Origin of the sequence: Kallipyga gabonensis (assembly GCF_001286805.1) — a bacterium.
Lineage (GTDB): Bacteria > Bacillota > Clostridia > Tissierellales > Peptoniphilaceae > Kallipyga > Kallipyga gabonensis.
Genome location: NZ_CXYV01000002.1, coordinates 573443 through 597390 on the forward strand (window position 1 = coordinate 573443; position 23948 = coordinate 597390).

The 23948-nt window shown below is 50.1% G+C and carries 19 protein-coding genes and 2 pseudogenes; 15 read left to right on the plus strand and 6 right to left on the minus strand.

The window, feature by feature from the left end; all coding sequences use genetic code 11:
* Window positions 1–9 precede the first annotated feature (9 nt).
* Window positions 10–1284 (plus strand): L-cysteine desulfidase family protein, encoded by a 1275-nt coding sequence (locus BN2373_RS04060; protein WP_053942869.1) that lies wholly within the window; start codon window positions 10–12, stop codon window positions 1282–1284.
* A 129-nt stretch (window positions 1285–1413) separates the two neighbouring features.
* On the opposite strand, the pseudogene BN2373_RS07665 reads toward BN2373_RS04060, so the two are convergent.
* A pseudogene (locus BN2373_RS07665) lies at window positions 1414–1776 on the minus strand (NAD(P)-dependent oxidoreductase); the annotation flags it as partial.
* A 17-nt stretch (window positions 1777–1793) separates the two neighbouring features.
* On the opposite strand from BN2373_RS07665, the gene BN2373_RS04065 reads away from it, so the two are divergent.
* The 8 genes from BN2373_RS04065 to BN2373_RS04100 all read left to right on the plus strand — a co-directional run bounded on the left by BN2373_RS04065 (window position 1794) and on the right by BN2373_RS04100 (window position 9797).
* Window positions 1794–2681, plus strand: a complete 888-nt coding sequence (locus BN2373_RS04065) for an AEC family transporter (protein ID WP_053942870.1) — start codon at window positions 1794–1796, stop codon at window positions 2679–2681.
* 559 nt (window positions 2682–3240) lie between these two features.
* Entirely contained in the window at window positions 3241–4008 is a 768-nt protein-coding gene (locus BN2373_RS04070; RefSeq protein ID WP_053942871.1) for a DeoR/GlpR family DNA-binding transcription regulator, read from the plus strand.
* Window positions 4009–4023: 15 nt separating this feature from the next.
* A complete protein-coding gene (locus BN2373_RS04075) occupies window positions 4024–4782 on the plus strand; it encodes an amino acid ABC transporter permease (protein ID WP_053942872.1) in 759 nt (252 codons plus the stop codon).
* Window positions 4782–5519 (plus strand): amino acid ABC transporter ATP-binding protein, encoded by a 738-nt coding sequence (locus tag BN2373_RS04080; protein ID WP_053942873.1) that lies wholly within the window; start codon window positions 4782–4784, stop codon window positions 5517–5519. The genes BN2373_RS04075 and BN2373_RS04080 overlap by 1 nt, the downstream gene beginning before the upstream one ends.
* A 38-nt stretch (window positions 5520–5557) precedes the next feature.
* Complete coding sequence (locus tag BN2373_RS04085; protein WP_053942874.1) at window positions 5558–6385, plus strand: sugar phosphate isomerase/epimerase family protein; 828 nt, start codon at window positions 5558–5560, stop codon at window positions 6383–6385.
* A 34-nt stretch (window positions 6386–6419) separates the two neighbouring features.
* Window positions 6420–7214 carry a BtpA/SgcQ family protein gene (locus BN2373_RS04090; protein ID WP_053942875.1) on the plus strand — a complete coding sequence of 265 codons (795 nt, stop codon included), beginning with the start codon at window positions 6420–6422 and terminating at the stop codon, window positions 7212–7214.
* A gap of 15 nt (window positions 7215–7229) precedes the next feature.
* Window positions 7230–8756, plus strand: a complete 1527-nt coding sequence (locus tag BN2373_RS04095) for an FGGY-family carbohydrate kinase (protein WP_074018014.1) — start codon at window positions 7230–7232, stop codon at window positions 8754–8756.
* A gap of 69 nt (window positions 8757–8825) precedes the next feature.
* A complete protein-coding gene (locus BN2373_RS04100; protein ID WP_053942877.1) occupies window positions 8826–9797 on the plus strand; it encodes a transporter substrate-binding domain-containing protein in 972 nt (323 codons plus the stop codon).
* A gap of 195 nt (window positions 9798–9992) precedes the next feature.
* Here BN2373_RS04100 and BN2373_RS08060 read toward each other — a convergent pair whose 3' ends face one another.
* Window positions 9993–10118 (minus strand): hypothetical protein, encoded by a 126-nt coding sequence (locus tag BN2373_RS08060; RefSeq protein ID WP_274380697.1) that lies wholly within the window; start codon window positions 10116–10118, stop codon window positions 9993–9995.
* A gap of 83 nt (window positions 10119–10201) precedes the next feature.
* On the opposite strand from BN2373_RS08060, the gene BN2373_RS04105 reads away from it, so the two are divergent.
* The 6 genes from BN2373_RS04105 to BN2373_RS04140 all read left to right on the plus strand — a co-directional run bounded on the left by BN2373_RS04105 (window position 10202) and on the right by BN2373_RS04140 (window position 20305).
* A complete protein-coding gene (locus BN2373_RS04105; RefSeq protein WP_053942878.1) occupies window positions 10202–12397 on the plus strand; it encodes a tellurite resistance TerB C-terminal domain-containing protein in 2196 nt (731 codons plus the stop codon).
* Window positions 12390–13673 (plus strand): BREX system ATP-binding domain-containing protein, encoded by a 1284-nt coding sequence (locus BN2373_RS04110; protein ID WP_053942879.1) that lies wholly within the window; start codon window positions 12390–12392, stop codon window positions 13671–13673. Before BN2373_RS04105 ends, BN2373_RS04110 begins: the two co-directional genes overlap by 8 nt.
* Entirely contained in the window at window positions 13648–15882 is a 2235-nt protein-coding gene (locus BN2373_RS04115) for a DEAD/DEAH box helicase (protein ID WP_053942880.1), read from the plus strand. Before BN2373_RS04110 ends, BN2373_RS04115 begins: the two co-directional genes overlap by 26 nt.
* A 609-nt stretch (window positions 15883–16491) precedes the next feature.
* Window positions 16492–17736: a tyrosine--tRNA ligase gene (gene tyrS, locus BN2373_RS04130; RefSeq protein WP_238379623.1), complete on the plus strand. Its 1245-nt coding sequence runs from the start codon at window positions 16492–16494 to the stop codon at window positions 17734–17736.
* A 75-nt stretch (window positions 17737–17811) separates the two neighbouring features.
* Window positions 17812–19044, plus strand: a complete 1233-nt coding sequence (locus tag BN2373_RS04135; protein WP_162200049.1) for an MFS transporter — start codon at window positions 17812–17814, stop codon at window positions 19042–19044.
* A gap of 166 nt (window positions 19045–19210) precedes the next feature.
* On the plus strand, window positions 19211–20305 hold the full coding sequence (locus tag BN2373_RS04140; protein WP_053942884.1) for a hypothetical protein: 1095 nt from the start codon (window positions 19211–19213) through the stop codon (window positions 20303–20305).
* 358 nt (window positions 20306–20663) lie between these two features.
* Here BN2373_RS04140 and BN2373_RS04145 read toward each other — a convergent pair.
* The 4 genes and pseudogenes from BN2373_RS04145 to BN2373_RS04160 form a co-directional block, all read right to left on the minus strand.
* Window positions 20664–21383 (minus strand): annotated as a pseudogene (locus BN2373_RS04145) (IS3 family transposase); the annotation flags it as partial.
* A 24-nt stretch (window positions 21384–21407) separates the two neighbouring features.
* A complete protein-coding gene (locus BN2373_RS04150) occupies window positions 21408–22262 on the minus strand; it encodes an IS3 family transposase (RefSeq protein WP_053942886.1) in 855 nt (284 codons plus the stop codon).
* Window positions 22263–22273: 11 nt separating this feature from the next.
* On the minus strand, window positions 22274–22600 hold the full coding sequence (locus BN2373_RS04155; protein WP_162200050.1) for a transposase: 327 nt from the start codon (window positions 22598–22600) through the stop codon (window positions 22274–22276).
* 206 nt (window positions 22601–22806) lie between these two features.
* The gene (locus BN2373_RS04160; protein ID WP_053942888.1) at window positions 22807–23946 is read right to left on the minus strand and encodes a toxic anion resistance protein; all 1140 of its coding nucleotides are present in this window, start codon (window positions 23944–23946) and stop codon (window positions 22807–22809) included.
* Between the last annotated feature and the right edge of the window lie 2 nt (window positions 23947–23948).

A 23948-nucleotide genomic window follows, 5' to 3' on the forward strand; every position in this document is an offset into this window, starting at 1 on the left:
GATGTCACCATGGACAAAAAAACCATTGAAACATATTTATCTATATTAAATGAAGAATTAGTTCCGGCAATGGGTTGTACGGAACCTATTGCCATTGCCTATGTTGCCGCACTAGCTCGAAAAACATTAGGCGTAATGCCCTCAAAATGTAAAGTGTTATGTAGTGGTAATATAATTAAGAATGCAATGGGGGTAGTTGTTCCTAATTCAGGAGGAAGACGTGGAATTGAAGTAGCAGCAACTTTAGGGATTATCGCCGGTGACTCTGATAAAGGGTTACAAGTGATAGAGGGCGTAAAGCCTGAAGACATTCAAACAATGAATCAATTACTAAGCAGTAGATTTTGTGAGTGTGAAATTGTTGAAGGGGTGGAAAACCTCTTTATTGAAGTAAGAGTCTCCGATAATGAAGGGCATTATGCTACTGCACAGGTTAAAGATAAACATACTAATATAACCTTGCTACAAAAAGATAGCGAAGTCTTAATTTCAAATAAAGGAGCAGGAGAGAATAATATTAATAAGGCCGATCGATCTCTTCTTTCTGTAAAGTCAATTTTAGAATTTGCAGATAAGGTCGCACTCTCTCAAATAGAACCGTGTTTTTCTCAGCAAATTAAGTACAATTCTAGTATTGCTGAAGAAGGCTTAAATCATGACTTTGGAGCGTCTGTAGGTAGCACTATCATTAAAAAAGATGAACATAGCATACGCAATCGAGCAATAGCTTTAGCTGCCGCAGGTAGTGATGCAAGAATGGGAGGATGTTCATTACCTGTGGTTATAAATTCTGGAAGTGGGAATCAAGGTATCACGGTTTCCGTGCCTGTAATAGAGTATGCCAGAGCTTTTAATATTAGTGAAGAAAAATTATACCGAGCTTTAGCTGTATCTAACTTAATTTCAATTCATCAGAAAAGATATATTGGTAGTCTCTCTGCTTATTGCGGAGCAACAAGTGCTGCATGCGGAGCTGTTTCAGGTATTGCATATATGCTTGGCGATAATTATGAAGTCATTTCTAAATTAATTACTAATATGATCTCAACAGTTGGTGGGATGGTTTGTGATGGAGCAAAATCATCTTGTGCAAGTAAAATTGCCACTGCTTTAGAGTGTGCATTCTTAAGCTGGGATATGGCTAAATTAGACAGGACTTTTCAGCCTGGTGAAGGACTTGTCAAAAATGATGTAGAAGAGACAATAAAAAGTGTTGGTCGTATGGGGAAAGAAGGAATGCATTCTACAGATTTAGAGATATTGCATATTATGCTAGATAAATAGATAGTAATCTACTATATTTTACTTGAGGAATCTTAAAATGATTTTTATTAATTAAAGAAATGGCGGGGAGGTCCGCCATTTCTTTAATTAAACTAGTCCTTTCATGCTCATAATTAAGACGAACTCTCATTACTTATTTACCACATTCACAGGGTTGCCCGCAAGGAATGCCTTCACATTATCAACTACACAATCCATGATCCGTTGGCGAGATTCCTTAGCCGACCAGGAAATATGGGGGGTGATCAAGCAATTTTTTGCTTGAAGGAGGGGGTTGTCAGCTTGGATAGGCTCTGTTGAAACGACATCCAAACCTGCCGCATAAACCTTGCCCGAATTTAAGGCTTAGGCAAGGTCTTCCTCAACAACCAATCCTCCTCGACTGTTATTAATAATGATCACGCCATCTTTCATCATAGCGATATTGTCGCTGTTAATGATGCCTTGAGTGGAAGGGAAGAGTGGGCAATGGAGGAAGATGACATCGGACTCCTCCACTTATTTTTTATATGTTAGTGGGATATGCCTGTAAATTAAAAGGCCTAATTGATAAGGATCTAGCGCTTAAAATCAATAGCTTGGTATTTTCCTTATTCATGCCGATGAACCTTTTCTTAAGTTCTAGTCAGTCTTTTGAAATAAGAAGGGAGCTAGTTGGTGTCATTGCCTTCACCCTGTCCGGCATGCTTCTTGTATTCTTCATCTCCTGGTTTTTTTACAGCAGATGGGTCACGGAGGATAAGTATCTTGGCTCCCTAATTCAATCCAGCTATCGGACGAATTTAGGTTTATTTGGTTCGGCCCTCACATATGCTCTCCTACAAGGTAAGGGAACGGGAATAATAGAGGTTTTGGTTGCGGTGTATATTCCTCTTGCCAATGTGCTCTCTATTTTTATCTTGCAGTACTATGGTTCAACAAAGACATCAATGAAGGATACCCTGGTACATGTTCTAAAGAATCCTCTGATCGATGCTGTATTATTGGGGCTGGTATTCTCGCTTCTAGATATTAAAATCCCAGACCTCCTCTATGGACCCATGAAGTCTATTGCAAACATTGGGACACCTCTGGCTTTGATTTCGTTAGGGGCCATCTTCTCCTTTGAAGCCACAAAGAAGATTTTTAAGGCCCTTGTAGTTTCAACGATCGGTCGTCTGGTCATTGTTCCTCTCTGTATGCTATCCCTTGCAGTTCTCATCGGTTACCGAGGAGAAACTCTGGTTGCTCTTTTAGCGGTCTTTGCTTCGCCTGTAGCAGTTGTTACTTATTCCATGTCATCCTCCATGGGACAAGATGAGGAATTGGCTGGACAGATCCTGATTTTTACTTCGATCTTCTGTGCATTCAGCTTATTTTTCTTTATCTATGTTTTTAAGAGTCTTCAACTGATATAGAATGATGGAGCCAATAAGGATTGTTAGCTGAGAGCTATAGATTTTTAATCAAAGCCTAGAAATCTTAGTCGTTAGGCGACAGTTCAGAAGCATAAACATCTAGGCTAGTGAGACAGAAAGCAATAACGATTAACACTAATCCAAATTTATTGGATTGTTTTCATTTCAATCTCACTGTTGTCTCAACTAAGCAACTAATGTGTGAGATGCAAGTGAGAAATCCCTCCTAAGAAAGAACCTAGTTTTCAAGACTAGGTTCTTTCTTTCGCTCTATTTCTATTCTCCAAACACCTATCTTTTTTTCTTAGTCAATATTTTTTTTATTTATGACGTAGTTATATGAGCAAGCATGTTAATTAAATCTAAAAAAATAAGTTTTTTTGAATATTACGCAAGAAATCGCTTGCAATAGATGGCTTATTTTGATATAATTTAGAAAATAATGAGCAAAAAAGAAATAAATTGAAACAAACCATATCTTTTACTCTATTTTAGAGCAAGTTTTTCTGCTAATAAAAACGATTGCAAGCCTATTTTGGAATCCTGTAGGAGGAGCTCGATGATTCAAGCTGAACGTTTAGAGGCCATTCAAAACCTATCAGATACCAATGATATTGTCACATGGGAGTATTTAGAGGACCTTTTAAGTGTTTCACGTTCGACCATACGCCGTGATGTTAATGAATTAGAAAATGCTGGCATATTAAGAAAGACTACGGGCGGTTTTGTTTTTAATCCAAAGACGCATCGTAGTGAGCCAAGTAATCGAATGCGTCAGGTTTCCAATACTGAGGAAAAAATAAAGATTGCAAAAGCTGGTCTCGAATATATTGAAAACAATAGCTTTATCATGCTTGACTCTGGTTCGACAGTTACAGAATTAGCCAGGCAAATTCCAAATATATTAAATCTATATGTTGTCACTTATGATTTTCAACATATTACTTATTTGGAAGAAAAAGAAAACATCACATCATATCTTGCGGGGGGGGTGGTTCGAAAAGGATTTACGGCATGCCACGGACATTTTGCAGAAAAGATGATGTCCAACTTTCATGCAAATACTTGTTTTTTAGGTGCTGACGGGGTGACCCCATCGTTTGGAATATCTGGTTTCAATTCTTATGATGTTCATTTGAAACAAATCATGATCGAGCAATCTGAGCGGGTCATACTATTAGCTGATCATTCAAAGTTCGGGAAGGATGCATTTACCTTTGTTGCTTCAGTCAAAGATATTGATGTCATCATTACAGATAATAAGACGCCTGAGAATCAAGTGGAAGCTCTGAGAGATTTGGGCGTAAAAGTCGTTGTTGTCGAATAGGCTAGGGAGGCTGTCATGGATTTTCCAACAACTTTTTTTGGATGGGTGAGCTTTTTACTTGATAAATATTCTATGGATTTTCTCAGGGGACTCTTAGTTACTCTAGAGCTTGCAATTATCGGCACCATTTTAGGATGCCTTATCGGCTTTATTGTGGGAATGATACGAACAATCCCGATTGATGAAGATTCCTCAATGGTGCGAAAAACACTCACAAGAATTATAAAAGCAGTTTTAAGCGTCTATGTCGAAGTAGTTCGTGGTACGCCAATGATGGTTCAAGCTATGGTTCTTTATTATGGAACGATGTCGATTTGGGATATGGATATTCCGTCATTCCGTGCCGGTATCGCAGTCCTTTCTTTAAATATAGGTGCATATATGGCTGAATCTGTTCGGGGTGCGATTAAAGGGATTGATCCCGGTCAGATGGAAGGAGGAAAGGCGATAGGAATGAATTACGGACAAATCATGGCCCGGATTATTCTTCCACAAGCCTTTATTAATCTTATTCCACAGATTGGGAATACTTTTGTTTCTGCGATTAAGGATACTTCTGTCTTAAACGTCATTGCTGTCACAGAATTATATTTCACAGCAAAGACAATTACCGGTACTTATTACAAATTCTTCGAAACCTACATAATCATCTGTGCCATCTACTTTATCCTCACCTTTACCGTGTCCTATCTACTAAAATTTGTGGATAAAAAGTTAGCAGGTGGACAAAACTATGAATTGATTCTTGATGATAGTGAAAGTGAGGTGGCCTAATGGCAGAACCCATCCTACGTGTTGAGCATCTGAAAAAAACATTCGGTACACATGAGGTTTTAAAAGATATTAATTTTGAAGTGGACAAAGGTGAGGTTATTTCTGTAATCGGTTCTTCAGGATCAGGAAAATCAACTCTCCTGCGTTGTATTAATCAGTTGGAAAGAGTTACAGATGGAAAAATCCTTTACAAAGGGCAGGAGGTTCCAAGATCTACTAAAGGAAAAAGCCTATTTCGGGCTAAGGTTGGCATGGTTTTCCAGTCTTTTAACCTCTTTGCCAACCTAAATGCAATAGAAAATTGCATGATTGGTCCCCAAACAGTTCTGAAAAAGAGCAAGCAAGAGGCTCAAGAACTGGCCATGAAATACTTGAAGGCAGTAGGGATGAGTGCTTATCGAAACGCTCGCCCCCATCAATTATCCGGTGGACAAAAACAAAGAGTGGCTATTGCCAGAGCCCTTTGTATGCAGCCCGAAGTTCTATTATTCGATGAACCTACTTCGGCCCTTGATCCGGAGATGGTGGGTGAGGTACTACAAGTAATTGCAAAGCTAGCTGAAACAGGTATGACCATGGTTATTGTCACACATGAAATGATGTTTGCAAGAGACATTTCCAGCCGTGTTGTTTTCATGGACCATGGAGTTATTGAGGAGCAGGGCCCGCCTGAACAGCTGTTTAATAACCCGAATAGTGAAAGAACCAGGGAATTCTTAGCTAGATTTCAAAGATAGGGGATAGACCTGGATAAAAGAGGAGAGAGGAGTTTCCCTTGATTACGGCAACAAAGATCGCCGGTATGGGAATACATTACCGATATTTTTCTCGTTCATATATGTTGGAGGCACAAAAATCAGTTGGCTTTTCTTCCATTGAATTATATTGCGGAGAGCCTCATATTCACATTAGCTCTGAGGGAATAGCGGATGAAAAGGAAGTGATAAAAGATATTAAAGATTCAGGGTTACAAGTGATATGTGTTACTCCGGATAATTGTATGAGCCCTTGGCAATACGCCGTCAGAGGTGATACAGCTCTGCAAGAAACTAAGAGGTATTTTTTGAGTACACTTGACCTCGCTCTTACACTCCAATGCCCAAGAGTAGCCTGTCATTCCGGCTGGGGGATGAGAAATGAATCAGAGAAAGAAGCCTGGTTGAGGAGTCTACATTTTTTTGAGTGGTATGCAGAACAAGCAGCTGACAGGGGGATAATCCTAGTGATGGAATCCCTTCGGGAGCAAGAATCAAATCTGGTCAACTCCTTGCCTCGCCTGAAAAGATATTTAAAGGAACTGGACCATCCCTCCGTTCAGCCTATGATTGATACCTGTGCGATGGCGGTAGCGGGTGAAACTTTGGAGGATTGGTTCAATGCATTTGAAGGCAATATTCAGCACCTCCATTTTATCGATGGAACCCCTTACGGTCATCTTGTATGGGGGGATGGGAATCGGTCATTGACCGATTATATTGAAACACTTAATAAATTTGGCTATCAAGGATACCTAACTCAAGAGCTCACGGATAATAGATATTATGTTGATCCCAAGGAGGCAGATAAAAAAAGTTTTAAGGCTATTTGTCAACAGCTGGATTAACTTATTGAAATAATCTTAAAGAAATGAGGTATTTATGTGGACAAAAGAACTGTTCGGGACAGATAAACCAATTATTGCTTTATTACATTTAGATTCACTGCCGGGTGAGCCCGGGTATCAGGGTTCACTGCAAGATGTTATGGATCATGCAAAGACTGATTTGGACAATTTGCAGGAAGCCGGTGTAGATGGAATTCTTATTGCCAACGAGTATTGCTTTCCAATTACTGCAGATACAGGAACCGTTACTTTAATGGCCATGGCAGCAGTTATAGGTTATTTATATCCACACATTAAGGTCCCCTTTGGTACCAACGTGGTGTATAACCCGGAAGAAACCATTAAGATGGCGGCCGTCTTTGATGCCTCTTTTGGAAGAAGTGCCTTCAGTGGTGCTTATACAGGAACCTATGGCATTCATTCCGTGGATTTTGGCAAGAATGTCCGTCTGAAATATTCATTAGGGAAACCGGAAATTCAGTTGCTTTGTAAATTCAATCCCGAAGGTGATTCACGCCTTGGTGATCAAACAGAAGAAGAGGTATTTAAGACCTTAACGGATGGGGGTTTTGTAGGAGCTCTGTGTGTTTCCGGACCTGGTTCAGGACAAGAAGCTGACTATGGCTATCTGACTAAAATCTGTGAAATGGCGAAAACTCGCAAGGTTCTCGTTTTTTGTAATACCGGATGCCGATATGACACAATCGATAAAATTCTAGAAGTGGCGGACGGTGCTTGCGTTGGTACTGCTTTTAAGGATGAGAGCGGCAGAGTATCTCTTGAAAAGACCAAGAAATTTATGGAATTGGTTAAGGAAAAACGCAGTTAAGTTAGAGAGATGATCATGAAAAAGTATTTTATGGGTGTTGATGTAGGGACACAACAGACAAAAGGCATATTAATTGACCAAAATTTACGGCCAGTTACTAGTTATGCAGTCAGTCATACCATTGAAAACTCTCAACCTTACCACTATGAAATGGATGCCAATATCTGGTGGGATGAATTTTGTCAGATCAGTAAGGAGTTACAAAAATCAGCTGGAATCGAATCCCAAGAGATTGCAGGCGTAGGTGTCAGCGTAATGGGTTGCGACTGCATATCTGTGGATCGTGAGGTCAAGCCCATTAGAAAGGCGATTTTATACGGAATTGATGCTCGATCCGTGGACCAAATTAGGAAGCTTGACGAGGATTTTGGGGAAGAAAAAGTTTTGGAAATGTTCGGTCATAAACCTAATTCCGATGATATTTCCACTAAGATCCTATGGATCAAGGAAAATGAACCGGAAGTTTTTAAGAAAACCTATAAATTCCTTACCGGTTCCTCTTATATGGTCGCTAAACTCACTGGAAACTATTGGATTGACCAATATCTGGCTAAAGGCTCCTTTCGCCCTCTTTATAACGATGATGGTTCCTTCAATAATGAATACTCCTCCTATTTCTGTACCAGTGATCAGTTGGCTAAGACCGGTGTAGTCACCGATATTGCCGGGGGAGTCAATCAAAAAGCAGCAGAAGAAACCGGACTTAAAGAGGGAACACCTGTCATTATCGGAACCGGTGATTCAACGGCAGAATCCGTGGCTTCCGGTTTGTTAGAAGAAGACATCCTCTTTGCCCAGGTTGGTTCAACCCTCTTCTATATCTTTTCAACAAATCAGAAGATTCCCTCATGTGATTTGGATAATTTCCCGGGAAGTGAGATTTTTACCGTTCCCGGTATTTATGCGGTGATGGGGGGGACAAATGCAGCAGGCTCTCTAACCGGATGGATTAGGGATGAATTTTATTTTCCTGAGAGAGACCGGGAAAAAGGAGGCGGCCAAAACGCCTTTAAGATCATGGCTGAAGAGGCAGCAGAAATCCCGGCTGGTAGTACGGGGCTAGTTATCCTGCCTTATATTCATGGAGAAAGAAGCCCTATCCATGATCCTAAAGCCAGAGGAGTAATTTTCGGACTAAGAGGACAGCATGATAGGAAGTCGATTACCCGTGCTTCTTTAGAAGCCGTTGCTTATTCTATCGGTTCCCATTTAAGATTATTTAAAAAACATAATCTTATCCCAAATAAAATAATTTTGGCAGGAGGTGGTACAAAAAACAAAGTGTGGATGCAGATCATGGCTGATGTTCTTCAAAGTGAAATCTGTATTGCCGAAGATTGGCAAACTGCTAGCTTTGGAGACGCATGTATGGCAGCAGTAGGAAGCGGTGAGCTGGCTGACTTTAAAGAATTGGCAGACGCTTTACCTCATGGAAGGATCATCCGTCCCAACCCAGATAATTTTGAGATTTATCAAAAATATTTGGATATCTATGAGGAGTTGTACCGCCGAAATAAGGATCTAATGCACGCATTATCCTAGAACATCTTTAAATGACTCACCGGAATAAAGCGGATGATGAAGATCTCATCTATTGAAAAAGGAGAAACTATGAAAAAACGTAAATTCACTGTGTTAGCACTGGTCCTATCTTTTGCTTTCATCTTGGCTGCTTGTGGCAACAACAAGCCTAATGATACAAATTCATCTGAGGATCCCAATGCATCATCTCAAGCTTCGGAATCTCAGGAAGCATCGAATACTGAAGAAAAATATCCTGCCGGTTATACTCTTCGTGTCGGGATGAACTGTGGTGCCGCTCCCTTCAACTGGACTCAGGATGATGACTCCTATAATGGTTATCCCATTGATGGAACACAGCAATTTGTTGCTGGATATGATGTTGAGATGGCTCGTCGAATCTGCGATGCTAATGGTTGGAAATTGCAAGTTATTAAAACGGATTGGGATGGCATGATTCCTGGAGTAGTCTCAGGAAAACTTGATTGCTGCATTTCCACTCTTGGCGTAACCAAAGAACGTCTCCAATCCGTAGATTTCTCGCACTATTATTGGAATAATGGTTGCGTTATGGTTGTACGTAAAGATAGCAAATACGCCAATGCCACCTCTCTTCAGGATTTTGATGGTGCAAAGGTAACTTCTGAACTCGTTTCCATTTGGATGCCTCTCGTTGATCAGATCCCGAATGTGGACAAACAGCCTGGCTTATCAGATATGTCCCAGCTTCTAGTTGGTGTAAGCTCCGGTAAGTTAGATGCCATTATCACTGGCCTGACTGAGGCACAGTCTGGATGTATGTCCAACCCTGATCTTACATATGTTACTTTTGAGGAAGGCAAAGGATTTGATGTTGAGCTGTCCGCTCTGTGTGCAGCAATTCCTATTCAAAAGGGAAATACCGAGTTGATTGAAAAATGCAATAAGGTCATCGATACCCTGTCTGATCAAGATAGGTTGGATATTATGACCAAAGCTTTGAACTCCCAGCCCTTGAGTGATGGATCCGATGCGGAAGCCATCCAAGCAAGTGAGACTGAAAGCTATAATGATGAACACTAATCCAAGTTTCTAGGATTGTTTTCATTTCATTCTCACTATCATTTCCACTAAATAACTGCGTTGTGGAATGTTCGTGAGAAAACCCTCCAAAAGAAAGGACCTGACCCTAGGGCCAGGTCCTTTCTTTTTAATAAAAGACTGAAACAAATCAACTATCTCGCATTTTTAGTGCTTTATTATCGCCTTATTCCAAATTTACTGGTCAAGGCTATGCAAATCCTGGATGGTCATGGTGTACTTTACGGAGTCAAGATAATGGTCCTCATGGAAATAGTGGTGGTGGGGCGTTTTTTCGCCAACCACCACTACTCCTGACTCCAATCCAACCCCCTCCCCGTGTCCTACCGAAAAAGCGGGGTATATATGATCAGATGAAGATACGGCAGGACCGGGAAGGAGAGGGCATGGATCAGGATTTTTCAAAATGGTTGTTATCGCAGATCAAGGACCCTGACCTGGTCGACCGGATGAAGGCCCGGATGGCGGAGAAGGACCTGGCGGAGACCCGTGAGGCAGCCCCCTCCGATGAGGACATCCTCGAGGTATCCGGGGTCGTCGGGTCGGACATCCGGGCATCCGGAATGAAGGAGGGGGCCCGTCTCCAAGAGAGGGAGTCTAGGATGAGGCAAATCCGCCGGGGCCATGAATACCAGCCGGACGGTTTTTGGCTCAACCGCCTATATAGTGGGCCCCCCATGGATGAGGCCCGGGCCCGGTGGATTTTTCAGGACATGGGTCCGGAGCCGGATCCTTGGACTGAGAGCAATCGGTCGGAAGATGAGGAGAGGGAAGCCCGGATGGCCCGGGAGGGCGGCGAGGCCATGAGGACCTGGGCCGAGGGCCTCTATGAGCACCTGGCCAACTTCGCCAATGGCCTGGCTTTCACCTGGTCACCCCGTTATGCCGGCCAGTCCGGGGAGGAGGAAGCCCGCTTCCAGGGGGTCTTTCTTTCCTCTGCCCTCCTACGTCGGCTGGCCACCTATGCCCGGGACCGGGTGGAGGCCCACTTCTCGCCCGACCGGGAGGAGGATCCTTCTTTGTCCCTCCCCAAGGACCTCCGGAGCCTCCAAGGGGCTTTTGGACGCCAAGGGGTGGAGGACCTGGTCCTCCTGGCGGATGCCCTGGTCGAGGAGATTCCTCCGGCCGGGCCCCGGGAGTACCTGGCCATGGGCTATACGGAGACCGGGATCCGGAAGACCTGGTGGGATCCGGAGGGAAGGATCCAGGCCCAGGGAAATTACAGCCCCCTCCAAATCCGGCGCTTTGACCATGAGCCCCTGAAAAAGACCTTCGTCTGGACAGCCCCGCCTCTGGCGGAGCGGATCCTGGCCCTCTATGACCGGGTCTGCGACGTCCTCCGGGAGGCCCTGGAAGACGACAGCATCCGCTGGCGGTCCCTGGCCATGAAGACCTACCTCTATAGCTCAGTGACGGGTAAGAAGGTGGACAATCCCAACAACTACACCCTCCTCTCCAACATCTTCCGCCTGTCCGAGGACCGGGTCCGGGCTCTGATTCCCGGCCTCCCGGCCCTGGCCATTGGGGAAGATCTGCAGAACCTGGAGAGGCGTCTGCCCTTGACCGTCCGAAAGGCCGTCCTGGCCACTATCGAGACCTACCAACTCCCCCCCTTATCCGGGGAGGAGATGGCCGGGATGATCCACCTCTCTCGCTACGGGGTCAAGATGGCGGAGGTCTGGGGTCAAGAGGGGGAGGACCCCCTGGCCCGGAAGCGGGAGATCATCAACAAGCTGAGCCCGGAGGATGCCTTCACCCTCCTTCGGCGCTGGTCGACCGACGACGTCGACCTGGAAAGCCTCCGCCTGATCCTCATGGCGGTCAAGCGGGAAGGGGAGGGGAAGGAGCCCAGCCCTGCCCAGGCCAGGAAGAGGGCCCGGCTCATGGACCCCTCCTGGGAGGGGACCTATCTCAAGATGGTCCGGACTCTGTCTCGGGCCGACCTGGCTCGTTCCAAGGAAGAGGGACCACCTCGCTCCACGGACCTCCAGAACCTCTATGACCGCCTCATGGAGGACCCGGGCCTGGCTCGGGAGCTAGTGCCGGAGGAAAAGGAGCGTCGTGCCGGCCTGGTCCACCAAGGGGCCTGGGCCGACCTTCTGATGGCCATCCTGTCCGGTTTCCGGACGCCCAAGGCCAGGACCCTCACCCTCAATCGGTCAGCCATCCGGGCTTCCCGGGAGAAGCTGGCCGATACGGTGGACTTCCTGGGCCGCTTCCTCGATGAGGAAGATCAGGACGCTGAGGGCCCGCCGAAAGAGGAGGACCTTTCGGAGGCGGAAGAGGCGACAGAAGCCCCTCCCGCCCCCAAAGAAGCCTTCGGCCGCCCCTTGGATGCCCGGGCGGAGACCCTTCTGGAAGCCCTGGTGGAGAATGAGGACTTTGCCCTCCCCATGGATCGGGCCCAGGCCCTGGTAGGGGGACCGGATGAGCCCCTGGCTCCGGTTCTCGGCCGGATCAACGATGCATTTTATGACGATATTGGAGCCCAGCTGGTCGAAGTTGAGGGGGACCGGGTGGTCATGGACCCCTATGACGGCGAATGGCTCCAGTCCCTGAGAAAGGAAGAAGCTCATGAGTAACCGACGCCCCATACGAAAACGAGAAGCCCAACAGATCATCCAGGCCCTGGAAGGGGGGATTGTCCCCCGGATGGGCCTCCGCCACCTCCTGGTGGGTCGCCAGGCCCAGGTCCGGGAAGTGGCTGACCGGCTGAGCCGGGTGGAGGAGGGGGGAAGTGACCTTATGATCTGGGTAGGGGATTTCGGGTCCGGCAAGTCCTTCATGCTGGGGGCCATCCAGCAACTGGCCCTCCAGAAGAATTTCGTGGCCTCGACTGTGGACCTCTCTCCCTCCCGCCGCTTTCAGGCCAGTGACGGCAAGGGCCTGGCCCTTTACCAGGAAGTCATCCGGAGGCTCCAGTCCCGGACCTCAGGAGAGGGGAATGCCCTGGCCCATATCCTGGATGCCTGGATGGCAGGACTGGGGGAGGACTTCGAGGTCGTTCAGGAAAAAATCTTTGCCAGTGTGGAGGACTTCCAGACGGGGGGCCTCCGCTATGAGCTGGGCCAGGCCCTGGTGGCCTATGCCTCGGGGATGATGGAGGGGAACCGGGATCGGAAGCTTCAGGCCCTCCGCTGGCTAGGGGGGCAGATCCCCACCAAAACCGAGGCCAAGCAGGTCCTGGGGATCAGCCAGATCATCCGGGACGACAACTGGACCCTCTTCCTGCAAAACCTGGCCGAGCTCTTCCGGGTCATGGGCTTTGCCGGCTTTGTGGTGAATTTCGATGAGCTGGTCAACCTTTACAAGCTCCCCCGGACCCAGTCCCGGGACCAGAACTATGAGCGCATCCTCAACCTCTACAACGACCTCAAGTCGGGGGCGGTCCCCGGCCTCTATGTCAATTTGGCGGCCACCCGGAAGACCGTTTTCGATGGGCGCCGGGGAATGGCTTCCTATGGGGCGCTTAAGAGTCGGATCGGGACGGAGGACCCCGGCCTTCGGGACCTGGTGGACACCTCATCCACTCTCCAGATCCTCCACCCCCTGACTCCTGAGGAGATTTTCACCCTCCTGGAAAAGCTCCAGGACGTTTTCCTGACCCTCTATCCGGAGGGGCGAGCCCTGTCGGATGGGGAGATCGCTCGCTATATGCAGGCCCAGCTTAACCGGCCGGGGGCGGATGAGTTCCTGACCCCCCGGGCTGTAATCAAGGACTTCCTCCTCCTTCTCCAACTGGCCCGCCAGAATCCGGAGGTCTCGGCAGGGGACATCCTGGCCAAGCAGTTCGGCCGGATGGGCCGGGTGGTCCGAGACCAGGACGACCATGATGATGACGTCATTGAACTCCTTTGACCGGCTGGATCCGGCCATCCGCCACTATATCTATGACCAGGGCTGGCAGGCCCTCCGCCCCATCCAGGAGACCGCCATCCGGATGGTCATGGAGACCGACCAGAACCTGGTCCTGGCTTCGCCCACCGCTTCGGGAAAGACGGAGGCGGCCTACCTCCCCGCCATCTCCACCATGGACTGGGGGGAGGGGTCAGTCCGGATCCTGACCCTTTCTCCCCTGATTGCCCTCATCAACGACCAGTTCAAGCGGATCTACGACCTCTGTCGCCACCTGGACATCCCGGTCGTGGCCTGGCATGGGGAAGCCTCATCGGCCAAAAAGAAGAAGATCCTGGAAAGGCCTGCCGGGATCGTCATCATGACCCCCGAATCTTTGGAAGCCATGTTGGACCTCCACCCCGAGCGAGCCGACCGGCTTTTCTCCGGCCTGGAATGGGTCCTGGTGGATGAGGTCCACAGCTTCCTGGGCACGGCCCGGGGGGGCCAGGTTCGCTCCCTCCTTGCCCGGCTCATGAACCGGATTCCGGCTCGACCCCGCTTCATCGGCATGTCGGCCACCCTGGCCCGGGACAACATTGGCGAGGTCAAGGCCTTTTTCCCCTCGGACCTCCCCACCCGGATCCTCATGGACAGCCGGCAAAGGGAAATTGAGTCGGATCTCTTTTTGTATCGGGAGGAGGAAGACCTTGTCGGCGGGAGGGGTGGGGGATTCCATGAGGATGCCGGGAACCGCCTCCTGGACGGGGTCTTTGACTGCCTGAAAAAGGAGAACCTCCTCATCTTCCCCAATTCCCGGAAGAAGGTGGAGGAGACGGCCGACGGGCTCAAGCGGCGGGCTCGGAAGGAGGGGATGGATGTGGCCATCTTTGCCCACCATTCCTCGGTGGAAAAGGCCCTCCGGGAGGAGGTCGAAGCCTTCGTCAAGCAGCCCAACCGGCCCTTTGCCATCTGTGCCACCTCCACTCTGGAGCTGGGGATCGACATCGGGTCCGTGGATGCCGTGGCCCAGGTGGAAGCCCCTCCCTCGGCCATCTCCCTCTCTCAGCGTCTGGGCCGGTCGGGTCGTGGGGAGGTCTTCGACCCCATCTCGGGCAAGATGAAGCCCCAGCCGGCCCGCCTCCACTTTTTCGCCAGCCGGGATGAGGCCTTCCTTCAGGGGGTGGCTGCCCTGGACATGGTCCGGGCCGGCGACCTGGATGGGACCGCCCCCCTGGCCAAACCCTATGACGTCCTGGCCCACCAGGTCCTAGCCCTCATTTTAGAACGGTCGGGGATGACCTTGTCCGAGATTTTCGCCCTGCCCGACCGGATCCCGGCCCTCTCCTTTGCCAGCCGGGCTGACCTGGAGGACCTCCTGGACTTTTTCCTGGACCGGGACTACATTGAGATCCTCCCGGGCGATGAGGAAGAGGGCATCATCGGCCTGGCCGGGGAAAAAATTGTCGGCAGCCGGGACTTCTATGCCCTCTTTCAGGCGGAAAATGACTACGAAGTGGTCCATGGCAAGGACCGGGTGGGCCACCTCCCCCTCACGCCTGACCTCCAAGTCGGCTCCCGCTTCCTCCTGACGGCCCGGGTCTGGGAGGTGACCGAAATCCTGGACCGGACCCGGAAGATCCTGGTCAAGCCCGCATCCCAAGGCAAGGGCCCGACCTTCGGCGGCCAGGGGATGGAGGTTTCCGGCCGCCTCCGCCGGCGGATGGTCCAAATCCTCCGTAATCCCCCCGAAGACATCCTATCCCGGCCCGATTTTCACGAGGCCTTCAGTCGCATGGCCGAGAAATACCCCGATCCCACCTACATCCAAGCCCACGAGACCGGAGAAGGCGGGGTCAAGCTGGCCCTCTTTATTGGAACCGCCATGGAAAGGACTCTCTATCTCCACCTCCTGGCCATGGTCCCGGAGTCACCCAACGGCATCCTTTGGAATGCCGGCCAGGGGACCATGGAGGGCCCCGCCCTGGGCCAGGCCCTCTCCCTCCTTCGCCGGAACCTCATGGACCAGGGGACCCTGGACCGGACCGGAGTCCGTGACCTCCTGGAGGAAAATGAGCCCCTCCGCAACCGCCTCTTGACCGGCATCAAGTACGCCTTCCTCCTCCCCGTCCGCCTCCAGGTCGACTTTATCCTGGACAACCTCTGCGAGGACGGCCTGGAAGACCTCCTTGTGGACTTCTGGGAGGAGAGTGGCCCTGGGAGTCTTTGGTAGGGAGTGGCCAGGGCAGCCTTGCGCTGGCTGGGCTCCATACCCCTCCAAATGTCGATAATGGCGGGATGAGGGGTATCCCCATGCCCCTCCAAATGGCGAAAATGTCGGGAAGGAGGGGTATCCCCATGCCCCTCCAAATGACGAAAACAGCGGGAAGGAGGGGTATCCTCATGCCCCTCCAAATGGTGAAAATAGCGGGAGGGAGGGGTATCTCCATACCCCTCCAAATGTCGAGAACGGCGGGAAGGAGGGGAAACCTCATACCCCTCCAAATGGTGAAAACGGTGGGAAGGGCGGTATCCCGGCCATCTGGTTCCGGGCTCTTGTCTTTTTGGCCTGCCTTTGCTACACTAGTTTCATCTTTAATGGAAGGCCGGCGATGAGCGTTCTTACAAAACGGGAGCGGGCCAGGGTGATGCCTTTATCCATCATGAGGCTTCGGCAAAGAAAGGTGGTACCGCGAATGCGCCCTTTCAGTGTCGGAGCATTTTTTATGAAGGGACAGGCTCATGGCCCGGCGGCACCCCAAGGCACCCCAAGGGACCCCAGGCCACCCCAAGGCAGCCCCAGTCGGCCTATGGCACTAGTCACGTGATCGGAGGAGATAGTATGGTGATGAAGTATGAGATGGAACATGATAATATCGTCGATGAACTGAAGGAAAGAGGATATTTTGACAATACGACGGATGAGGAGGGGCTTCGAGATTACCTGTCCCAGCCGGGGAGGAAGTTTTACATCGGCTTTGATGCGACGGCGGATTCCCTGACCATCGGCCATTTCATCCAGATTATGGTCATGATGCGGATGCAGGCGCATGGGATGGTGCCGATTGCCCTGCTGGGCGGTGGGACGACCATGATCGGGGACCCCTCCGGGCGGTCGGATATGCGGACCCTCATGACCAAGGAAACCATCCAGCACAATGCGGATCGGTTTGCGGAACAAATGGGACGTTTTCTGGATTTTGAGGAAGGAAAAGGGATCATCCGCAACAACAAAGACTGGCTCCTCCAGCTCAACTACTTGGAATTTATGCGGGATGTAGGGGTTCATTTTAACGTCGGTGAGATGGTCAAAAAGGATGCCTACAAGAACCGCCTGGCGGAGGGGGGACTGACCTTCTTCGAGTTTTCCTATATGCTCCTCCAGTCCTACGACTTCCTGGTCCTCTTCCGGGAGGAAGGCTGCCGGCTCCAACTGGGTGGGTCGGACCAGTGGGCCAACATCATCGGCGGGGCCGACCTCATCCGCAAGGCGGAGAATGAGCAGGCCTTTGGGCTGACCTTCAAGCTCCTGACCACAGCGGACGGGGTCAAAATGGGCAAGTCCATGAAGGGGGCTGTATGGCTGGATGAGGAAAAAACCTCGGCCTACGACCTCTTCCAGTACATGCGCAACGTCGATGACCGGGATGTGGAGAAATTCCTCCTCCAGCTGACCTTCCTCCCCACCGCCAAGTGCAAGGAGCTGGGATCCTACCGGGATGAGCGAATCAACCAGTCCAAGGAAATCCTGGCTTATGAGGTAACCAAGCTGGTCCATGGTCAGGAAGCCGCCGACCGGGCCATGGAAACCTCCCGAGCCCTCTTTTCCTCCGGCATGGATCATGAGGATATGCCCAGCCAGGAGATTGAGGTTGAAGGGGAGAGCCTGGGCCTCCTCAACCTCCTCACCCAGGCCGGATTGACCAAATCCAATGGGGAAGCCCGTCGCCTGGTCCAGCAGGGAGGGATCACCATCGACGATGAGAAGGTGACCGATCCCGGGGTGGAGATTGCCAAGGCCCGCCTCCAGGAAGGGATTACCGTCAAAAAGGGAAAGAAAATTTACCTCCGGGTGATCGCCCGCTAGTCGGGGGATTCATGGGCCGGCGGGCCCCGGCTCCGCCCCTATCCCCTATATATAAGGAAGGAAATGGAGATCAGGATGGCAGACGCCGCACAAGATCGAAAGCTCAACATACAAAATATGGCCATGAACTTCCTCTTTTTCATGGCCTACTGTTCCGTGATTATGTTTGCGGCCCTCTATATGTCCGCCAAGGGCTTTGCCCCCCTGACCATCGGCCTTATGTTGGGTCTGGGCAACCTGATGGCAACCTTCCTCCAGGACCTCCTGGCTCGGTGGGCCGACCGACCCGATGGCCCTGCTCTCAAGAGTCTGGCTTTGGGTCAAATCTCTATCGCCTGCCTCACCATGGCCCCTCTCCTGGTGGTTAGCCTGCCTAAGGCCTACATTTTCTTCGCCTTTTTGGTTCAAACGACCATCCTCATCTCCACCCAAACTACCCTATACACCATGACCATGACCTATGAGGAAATGGGCCACCGCCTTCACTTCTCCATGATCCGGGGCGTGGGGTCCATCGGCTTCGCCGTCACCTCCCTCTTTCTGGGCTTCCATGTCAAGACCGCCCCCATCGACCACATCCTCTGGGTGGAGGCCCTGGCCCTCCTGGCCACCGGTCTGGTCATCCGGTCTCTTCCCGTCATCCCCAAGTCCGAAGGGAGGGGGGGCATGACGGACCCGGTGGAGGGTTTATCGGAAGCCGCAGAGGGCTTGCCGGAGAATTCCCCCTCCCTCCTCCGCCAATATCCCGTTTTTCTGGGTCTCCTGGTGGGCTTTTCCCTGCTTTTCGTCGGCCACACCGTCATCAACAACTACATGGCCTTCGTCATCAACCGAGTCCATGGCGATCCCGGACACCTGGGTATCGCCATGATGCTGGCCGCCCTATCCGAAATGCCGGCCATGATTTTCTACTCCAAGATCCGGGAGAAGAGGGGGGATGTCTTCTGGATTAAGGTGTCTGCTCTGGCCTTCACTATCAAGCACCTCATTTTGGCCCTGGCCGTCACCATGGCCATGGTCTTCTTTTCCCAGACCATCCAATTTTTCTCCTTCGGTCTCTTTACTCCGGCCCTGGCCTATTTCGCCGCCGGGACCGTCACCGTCCGGGAGAAGACCCGGGCTCAGGGGATCGGCATCGCTGTCCAGTCCATCGGCGGGGGCATGGGGGCTCTCTTCGGCGGGGCGGCCATCCAGTTCCTGGGGGTTTCCGCCACCCTCTATCTCATGGCGGCCCTATCCGGCCTGGGATGTGCTATTGTTTTTTCTGCCCTTCAAGGACAGAAAGCATCCGGATTTGAAAGCAAGTGAATATGCGGGGTTTCCTGCCATCAGGCCCGGTATTTTGCCGGGCTTTTTCCTGTTTTCATTTTGTAACTTTCTCTTGACCTTTTTGTAACTTTTCTGTTATCATAGTTCGTAGAGAACATACAAAGGGGTCGGATTCTGTGACCTCCGGAAAACACGAGGAGTTGAAATGGATAAGAAGAAGTTAGGATCCTTAGTTGGCTTGGTAGGAACCTGCGGAATTTTGACCGTGGCCGGGATCGGCTATTTCGGTCAGGATAAAGCCAATGACGTTCGTGCTGATTATGCTATGGAATCCGCTTTTATTGATCAGGTTGATGGCCGTAATGATCTTCTGGATCAGGAAAAACCATCGAAAAATCATGACCAGGCCCATGTCGATGTGGAAGTGAAAAAGGCAGAGGAGACCGAAAAGATCGAAGCGGCAGAAGAGACGGTGAAAGTCTCCAAAAAAGCCGATGAGGCTAAGGAAGAAAGCCTTCCTTCAGTGGAAGCGGTTTCGATGAAGCCTGAAGTTAAAGAAGAACCGGTCAAGGAAGCTCCGGTTAAGGAAATCCGGACGGAAGATAAGTCAGATTCTTCAGTAAATGATCGGAAGGCAGAAGAAGCCGCGAAGAAAGAAGCCGAGAAGAAAGCTGCTGCTGAGAAAAAGGCGGCTGAAGAAAAAGCGGCTAAGGAAGCGGCAGAGAAAAAGGCGGCTAAAGAAGCAGCCGAGAAAAAAGCTGCAGAAGAAGCTGGTCAGAAGGAAGCTGAGAAGAAGGCAGCGGCCGAGAAAAAAGCTGCCGAAGAAAAAGCAGCCAAAGAAGCAGCTGAGAAAAAGGCGGCTGAAGAAGAAGCCGCGAAGAAAGAAGCCGAGAAGAAGGCTGCTGCTGAGAAAAAAGCGGCGGAAGAAAAAGCAGCAAAGGAAGCGGCTGAGAAAAAGGCAGCGGAAGAAGCCGCGAAGAAAGAAGCCGAGAAGAAGGCTGCTGAGGAAGCTAACCAGGCACCACGCCTTTATTCTTTGCGGAATTTGATGTTCCACGGTGTCATCCGTTGGAACGGCTATAAATTTACTTACTACTCCCAACGGGTTCTGCCCGGTCGGGGTCTCCGGATTCCCGGACGTCACGTCAACGCTGACGGTTTTGTGGCAGATAAGGATGGCTATATTGTTTTAGCCAACTCCGCTCCTAAAGGCACCGTCATTCCCACTCCCTTCGGTTATTGGGGCAAGGTCTATGACCGGGGAACCACCGGCAACCACTTTGATGTCTACACTCGGTAAAAAGATAATAAGAATGGTCTAGTCCTTTGGACTAGACCATTTTTTTATGGGAAAAATGAGGTGACATGGAGAGGTCGCCCTATTCGGCCATTTTGCGAATAAGGCGGTGGAGGATTTCCGCCTCATTTTGTCATTTTACGAATAGGGCGGTAATAAAATACCGCCCTTTCTGCCGATTTCCTGATTTGAGGAGGTATGAGCATACCGCCCTTTCCGGCGATTTTGCGATTTGAGGCGGTAGAGGGATACCGCCCTTTCCGGCGATTTTGCGATTTGGGGCGGAATGAGGATACCGCCCTTTCCGGTGATTTTGAAGTGTCCCCCAAATAGTAGAGTCTACATTCGTCTTTTCACCACCTTATTGGTAAAAGAACTCATGGGGTGTTCGGTATGCAAGAGAAGCATGTCTTCTTTTCTTCGCATAAAAGTGCCATACATATTCAAAGACCAGCTGCTTGGCTTCAAGGATTGTTTTCGGTGTATTGTATAACCACTCTGCTTTCATCTTTCCAAAGAAGCTTTCCATCGCCGCATTATCCCAACAATCTCCTTTCTTACTCATACTACAGCGAACATGGTTTTTCCTTAAGAGCCTCTGGTAGGCCTCCGAAGCATAGGTGGATCCCCGGTCGGAGTGAATTAGGCAGTTTGGTTTTAGGCGGTGCCTGGCGAGCACATCTTTAAAACAGTCGATGACTAAGTTCTGGTCATTTCTTCTTCCCATGGCAAGTCCTACAGGCATTCTCCCATAGAGATCTAAAATAACAGCGACATACAAGGTGCCTTGGTGAGTGGGGACATAGGTGGTGTCACTAATGAGCTTCTCTCCTGGCGCTTTTGCAGCAAAATTTCTTTGTAAGAGATTGTCGGCCGGCTTCTTCGTTTTCGAAGAATCCGTTGTTACAACATATTTCCGCCTTACCCGAGAATGCCATCCCTTCTCTCGCATAATCTTCTCTACACGCTTGTGATTCACCGGCGACTTCCCCTCTTGCTGACGCTGGGCATTCAGTTCCGCCGTCACCTTGCGAATCCCATACACTGCCCGGCTTTCGCTATAGATCTTTTCGATCTCTTCGGTGACATTCGTCTTTTCACCACCTTATTGGTAAAAGAACTCATGGGGTGTTCGGTATGCAAGAGAAGCATGTCTTCTTCTCTTCGCATAAAAGTGCCATACATATTCAAAGACCAGCTGCTTGGCTTCAAGAATGGTTTTTGGTGTGTTGTACAACCACTCTGCCTTCATCTTCCCAAAAAAGCTTTCCATCGCCGCATTATCCCAACAATCTCCTTTCTTACTCATACTGCAGCGAACATGATTTTTCTTTAAGAGCTTCTGGTAGGCCTCCGAAGCATAGGTGGATCCCCGGTCGGAGTGAATTAGGCAATTCGGCTTTAGGTGGTGCCTGGCGAGCACATCTTCAAAACAGTCGATGACTAAGTTCTGGTCATTTCTTCTTCCCATGGCAAGTCCTACAGGCATTCTTCCATAGAGGTCTAAAATAACAGCGACATACAAGGTGCCTTGGTGAGTGGAAACATAGGTGGTGTCACTAATGAGCTTCTCTCCAGGTGCTTTTGCGGAAAAGTTTCTTTGTAAGAGATTGTCGGCCGGCTTTTTTGTTTTCGAAGAATCTGTTGTTACAACATATTTCCGCCTTACCCGAGAATGCCATCCCTTCTCTCGCATAATCTTCTCCACACGTTTGTGATTCACCGGCGACTTCCCCTCTTGCTGACGCTGGGCATTCAGTTCCGCCGTCACCTTGCGAATCCCATACACTGCCCGGCTTTCGCTATAGATCTTTTCGATCTCTTCGGTGATTTCAATGTTTTCAATGTCGCGTAGACTCCAGGATGCTTGGTGTCTCAGCCATTTGTAGTAGCCACTTTCAGAGACTTCTAATACCTTGGCCATTCTAACGATTGCATGTTCTTTTCGGAAGCGGTACATCAATGCAAACTTTAGTCTCTTTGGATCTTGGTTAGAAAGGCCGCGGCTTTTTTTAAGATCTCTACCTCCTCTTTCAGTTCCGCAATCTCCTTATCTGTCTCTGCCTTTAATTTTTTGTAGGCTCCACTCTCCTTACTCTGAGAAGCATAAAATTGCTGAACATTCTCACAAAGGGCCATTTCTCCATACTTTAGGTAAAGGTCCCTCCAGCGACAAACGGTTGAGGGCAGGATATTATATTTCTCTGCAACCAAAAATTCCTTCCCCTCCATCTCCGGCCTTAAAGCTTCTTCTACAACTTTCTTTCGAAATGATTTCGTATATCTGCGTCTTGCCATGTCATCCTCCTTCGTCTCTTTCTTCATTGTAACTTGTTCTCTCTTGAGACTCTACTTTTAGGGGGACATGTCATTTCGCCATTTGAGGGGGTATGAGGATACCACCCTTTCGGCCGATTTTGCCATTTGAGGGGGTATGGCGACCCTGCCGAGGCCCTGACTGAATCGTCCATCTCGACCAGACCGCCGCCGGGCCCCAAGCCCTCCTACTTCTCCTCCAGGCTATCCCGGAGGGCTTGTTGGAGATCATCTTTGATTTTGACCATCCGCTTTTCGGCGTCGGCTCGTTTTGCCCGGGCCTCCTTGGAGATTTCGAGGGAGCCTTTGATGGTATCGATGAGGTCCTGGTTGGCGGCTTCCAGGGATTCGATGTCCACGGTTGACCGCTCCGCTTCTTCCCGGACCCCTAGGCTGACCTGCTTGAGCTTCTGGGCATTGCCTTGGATGAGGCGGTTGGTGGCTTCGGAAATATTCCGCTGCATACTGAGGGCGTCTTCCTGCTTGGCCAGGCCCAGAGCGATGACGGTCTGGGACCGCCATAGGGGGATAGTGTTGACGACGACGTCATTGATCTTGTCGACCAGGAGCTGGTTGTTATTTTGGATGAGCTTGATTTGAGGGGCGGTTTGGAGGGCCAGGGTTTGGGAGACCTTGAGCTCATGGATCTTCCGGTCAAAGCGGTCGACATTGGCCTCCAAGTCCTTGACCACCTGGAGGGCCATGGGATTGTCCGAGGTCTTGGCCTGGTCATAGAGGCTGGGGAGGGCTTCCTGGCGCATCTCCCGGAGTTTGGCTTCCCCGGCCTGGATATAGATTTCCAGGTCGCGGTATTCCTGGAGGTTCTTGGCATAGAGCTGGTCAAAGAGGGTGACCTGCTTCATCAGGGCCTTCTGCTCATCCTGGAGCTTGGCGGATATGGCGTCGATATTCTGGGAGAGGGACCGGTAGGAGGCCAGGTAGCGCTCCACGCGGTTTTTCCCGGAGGAGAAGAGGCGGTCGAGGAAACCGCCCTTGTCCTCACCATTCGAGGAATCCACCTTGACCAGGAGGTCTGTCAAGAGAGCCCCCACCTCCCCACTGTCCTTGGCCTGAACTTCGGACAAGATAGTGTTGGAGAATTCGGCCATATTCTCCTGGGCGACCGACCCATAGAAGGTGGAGAGGGAGGAGTCCCTGAGGTCCAGTTCCTCTTTGAGGGCTTGGACTTTGGCTTGGTCCTCCTCCGAAAGCATGGGGAGGTCCTCATGGGTGACTTTCTCCGCTTCCTCAGGGTCCATGATCCCGGCCGCTTTTTGAGCAGGGGCCGCCAAAAGGTCGTCCAGTTTGTAGTTGGTTTTTTCTTCCATAA

Coding starts and splice junctions, on each gene's coding strand:
- BN2373_RS04060 (WP_053942869.1), top strand. CDS start 10: ATGGACAAAAAAACCATTGAAACATATTTATCTATATTAAATGAAGAA.
- BN2373_RS04065 (WP_053942870.1), top strand. CDS start 1,794: ATGTTAGTGGGATATGCCTGTAAATTAAAAGGCCTAATTGATAAGGAT.
- BN2373_RS04070 (WP_053942871.1), top strand. CDS start 3,241: ATGATTCAAGCTGAACGTTTAGAGGCCATTCAAAACCTATCAGATACC.
- BN2373_RS04075 (WP_053942872.1), top strand. CDS start 4,024: ATGGATTTTCCAACAACTTTTTTTGGATGGGTGAGCTTTTTACTTGAT.
- BN2373_RS04080 (WP_053942873.1), top strand. CDS start 4,782: ATGGCAGAACCCATCCTACGTGTTGAGCATCTGAAAAAAACATTCGGT.
- BN2373_RS04090 (WP_053942875.1), top strand. CDS start 6,420: ATGTGGACAAAAGAACTGTTCGGGACAGATAAACCAATTATTGCTTTA.
- BN2373_RS04095 (WP_074018014.1), top strand. CDS start 7,230: ATGAAAAAGTATTTTATGGGTGTTGATGTAGGGACACAACAGACAAAA.
- BN2373_RS04100 (WP_053942877.1), top strand. CDS start 8,826: ATGAAAAAACGTAAATTCACTGTGTTAGCACTGGTCCTATCTTTTGCT.
- BN2373_RS04105 (WP_053942878.1), top strand. CDS start 10,202: ATGGATCAGGATTTTTCAAAATGGTTGTTATCGCAGATCAAGGACCCT.
- BN2373_RS04110 (WP_053942879.1), top strand. CDS start 12,390: ATGAGTAACCGACGCCCCATACGAAAACGAGAAGCCCAACAGATCATC.
- BN2373_RS04115 (WP_053942880.1), top strand. CDS start 13,648: ATGATGACGTCATTGAACTCCTTTGACCGGCTGGATCCGGCCATCCGC.
- tyrS (WP_238379623.1), top strand. CDS start 16,492: ATGGTGATGAAGTATGAGATGGAACATGATAATATCGTCGATGAACTG.
- BN2373_RS04135 (WP_162200049.1), top strand. CDS start 17,812: ATGGCAGACGCCGCACAAGATCGAAAGCTCAACATACAAAATATGGCC.
- BN2373_RS04140 (WP_053942884.1), top strand. CDS start 19,211: ATGGATAAGAAGAAGTTAGGATCCTTAGTTGGCTTGGTAGGAACCTGC.
- BN2373_RS04150 (WP_053942886.1), bottom strand. CDS start 22,262: ATGTACCGCTTCCGAAAAGAACATGCAATCGTTAGAATGGCCAAGGTA.
- BN2373_RS04155 (WP_162200050.1), bottom strand. CDS start 22,600: ATGGCAAGACGCAGATATACGAAATCATTTCGAAAGAAAGTTGTAGAA.
- BN2373_RS04160 (WP_053942888.1), bottom strand. CDS start 23,946: ATGGAAGAAAAAACCAACTACAAACTGGACGACCTTTTGGCGGCCCCT.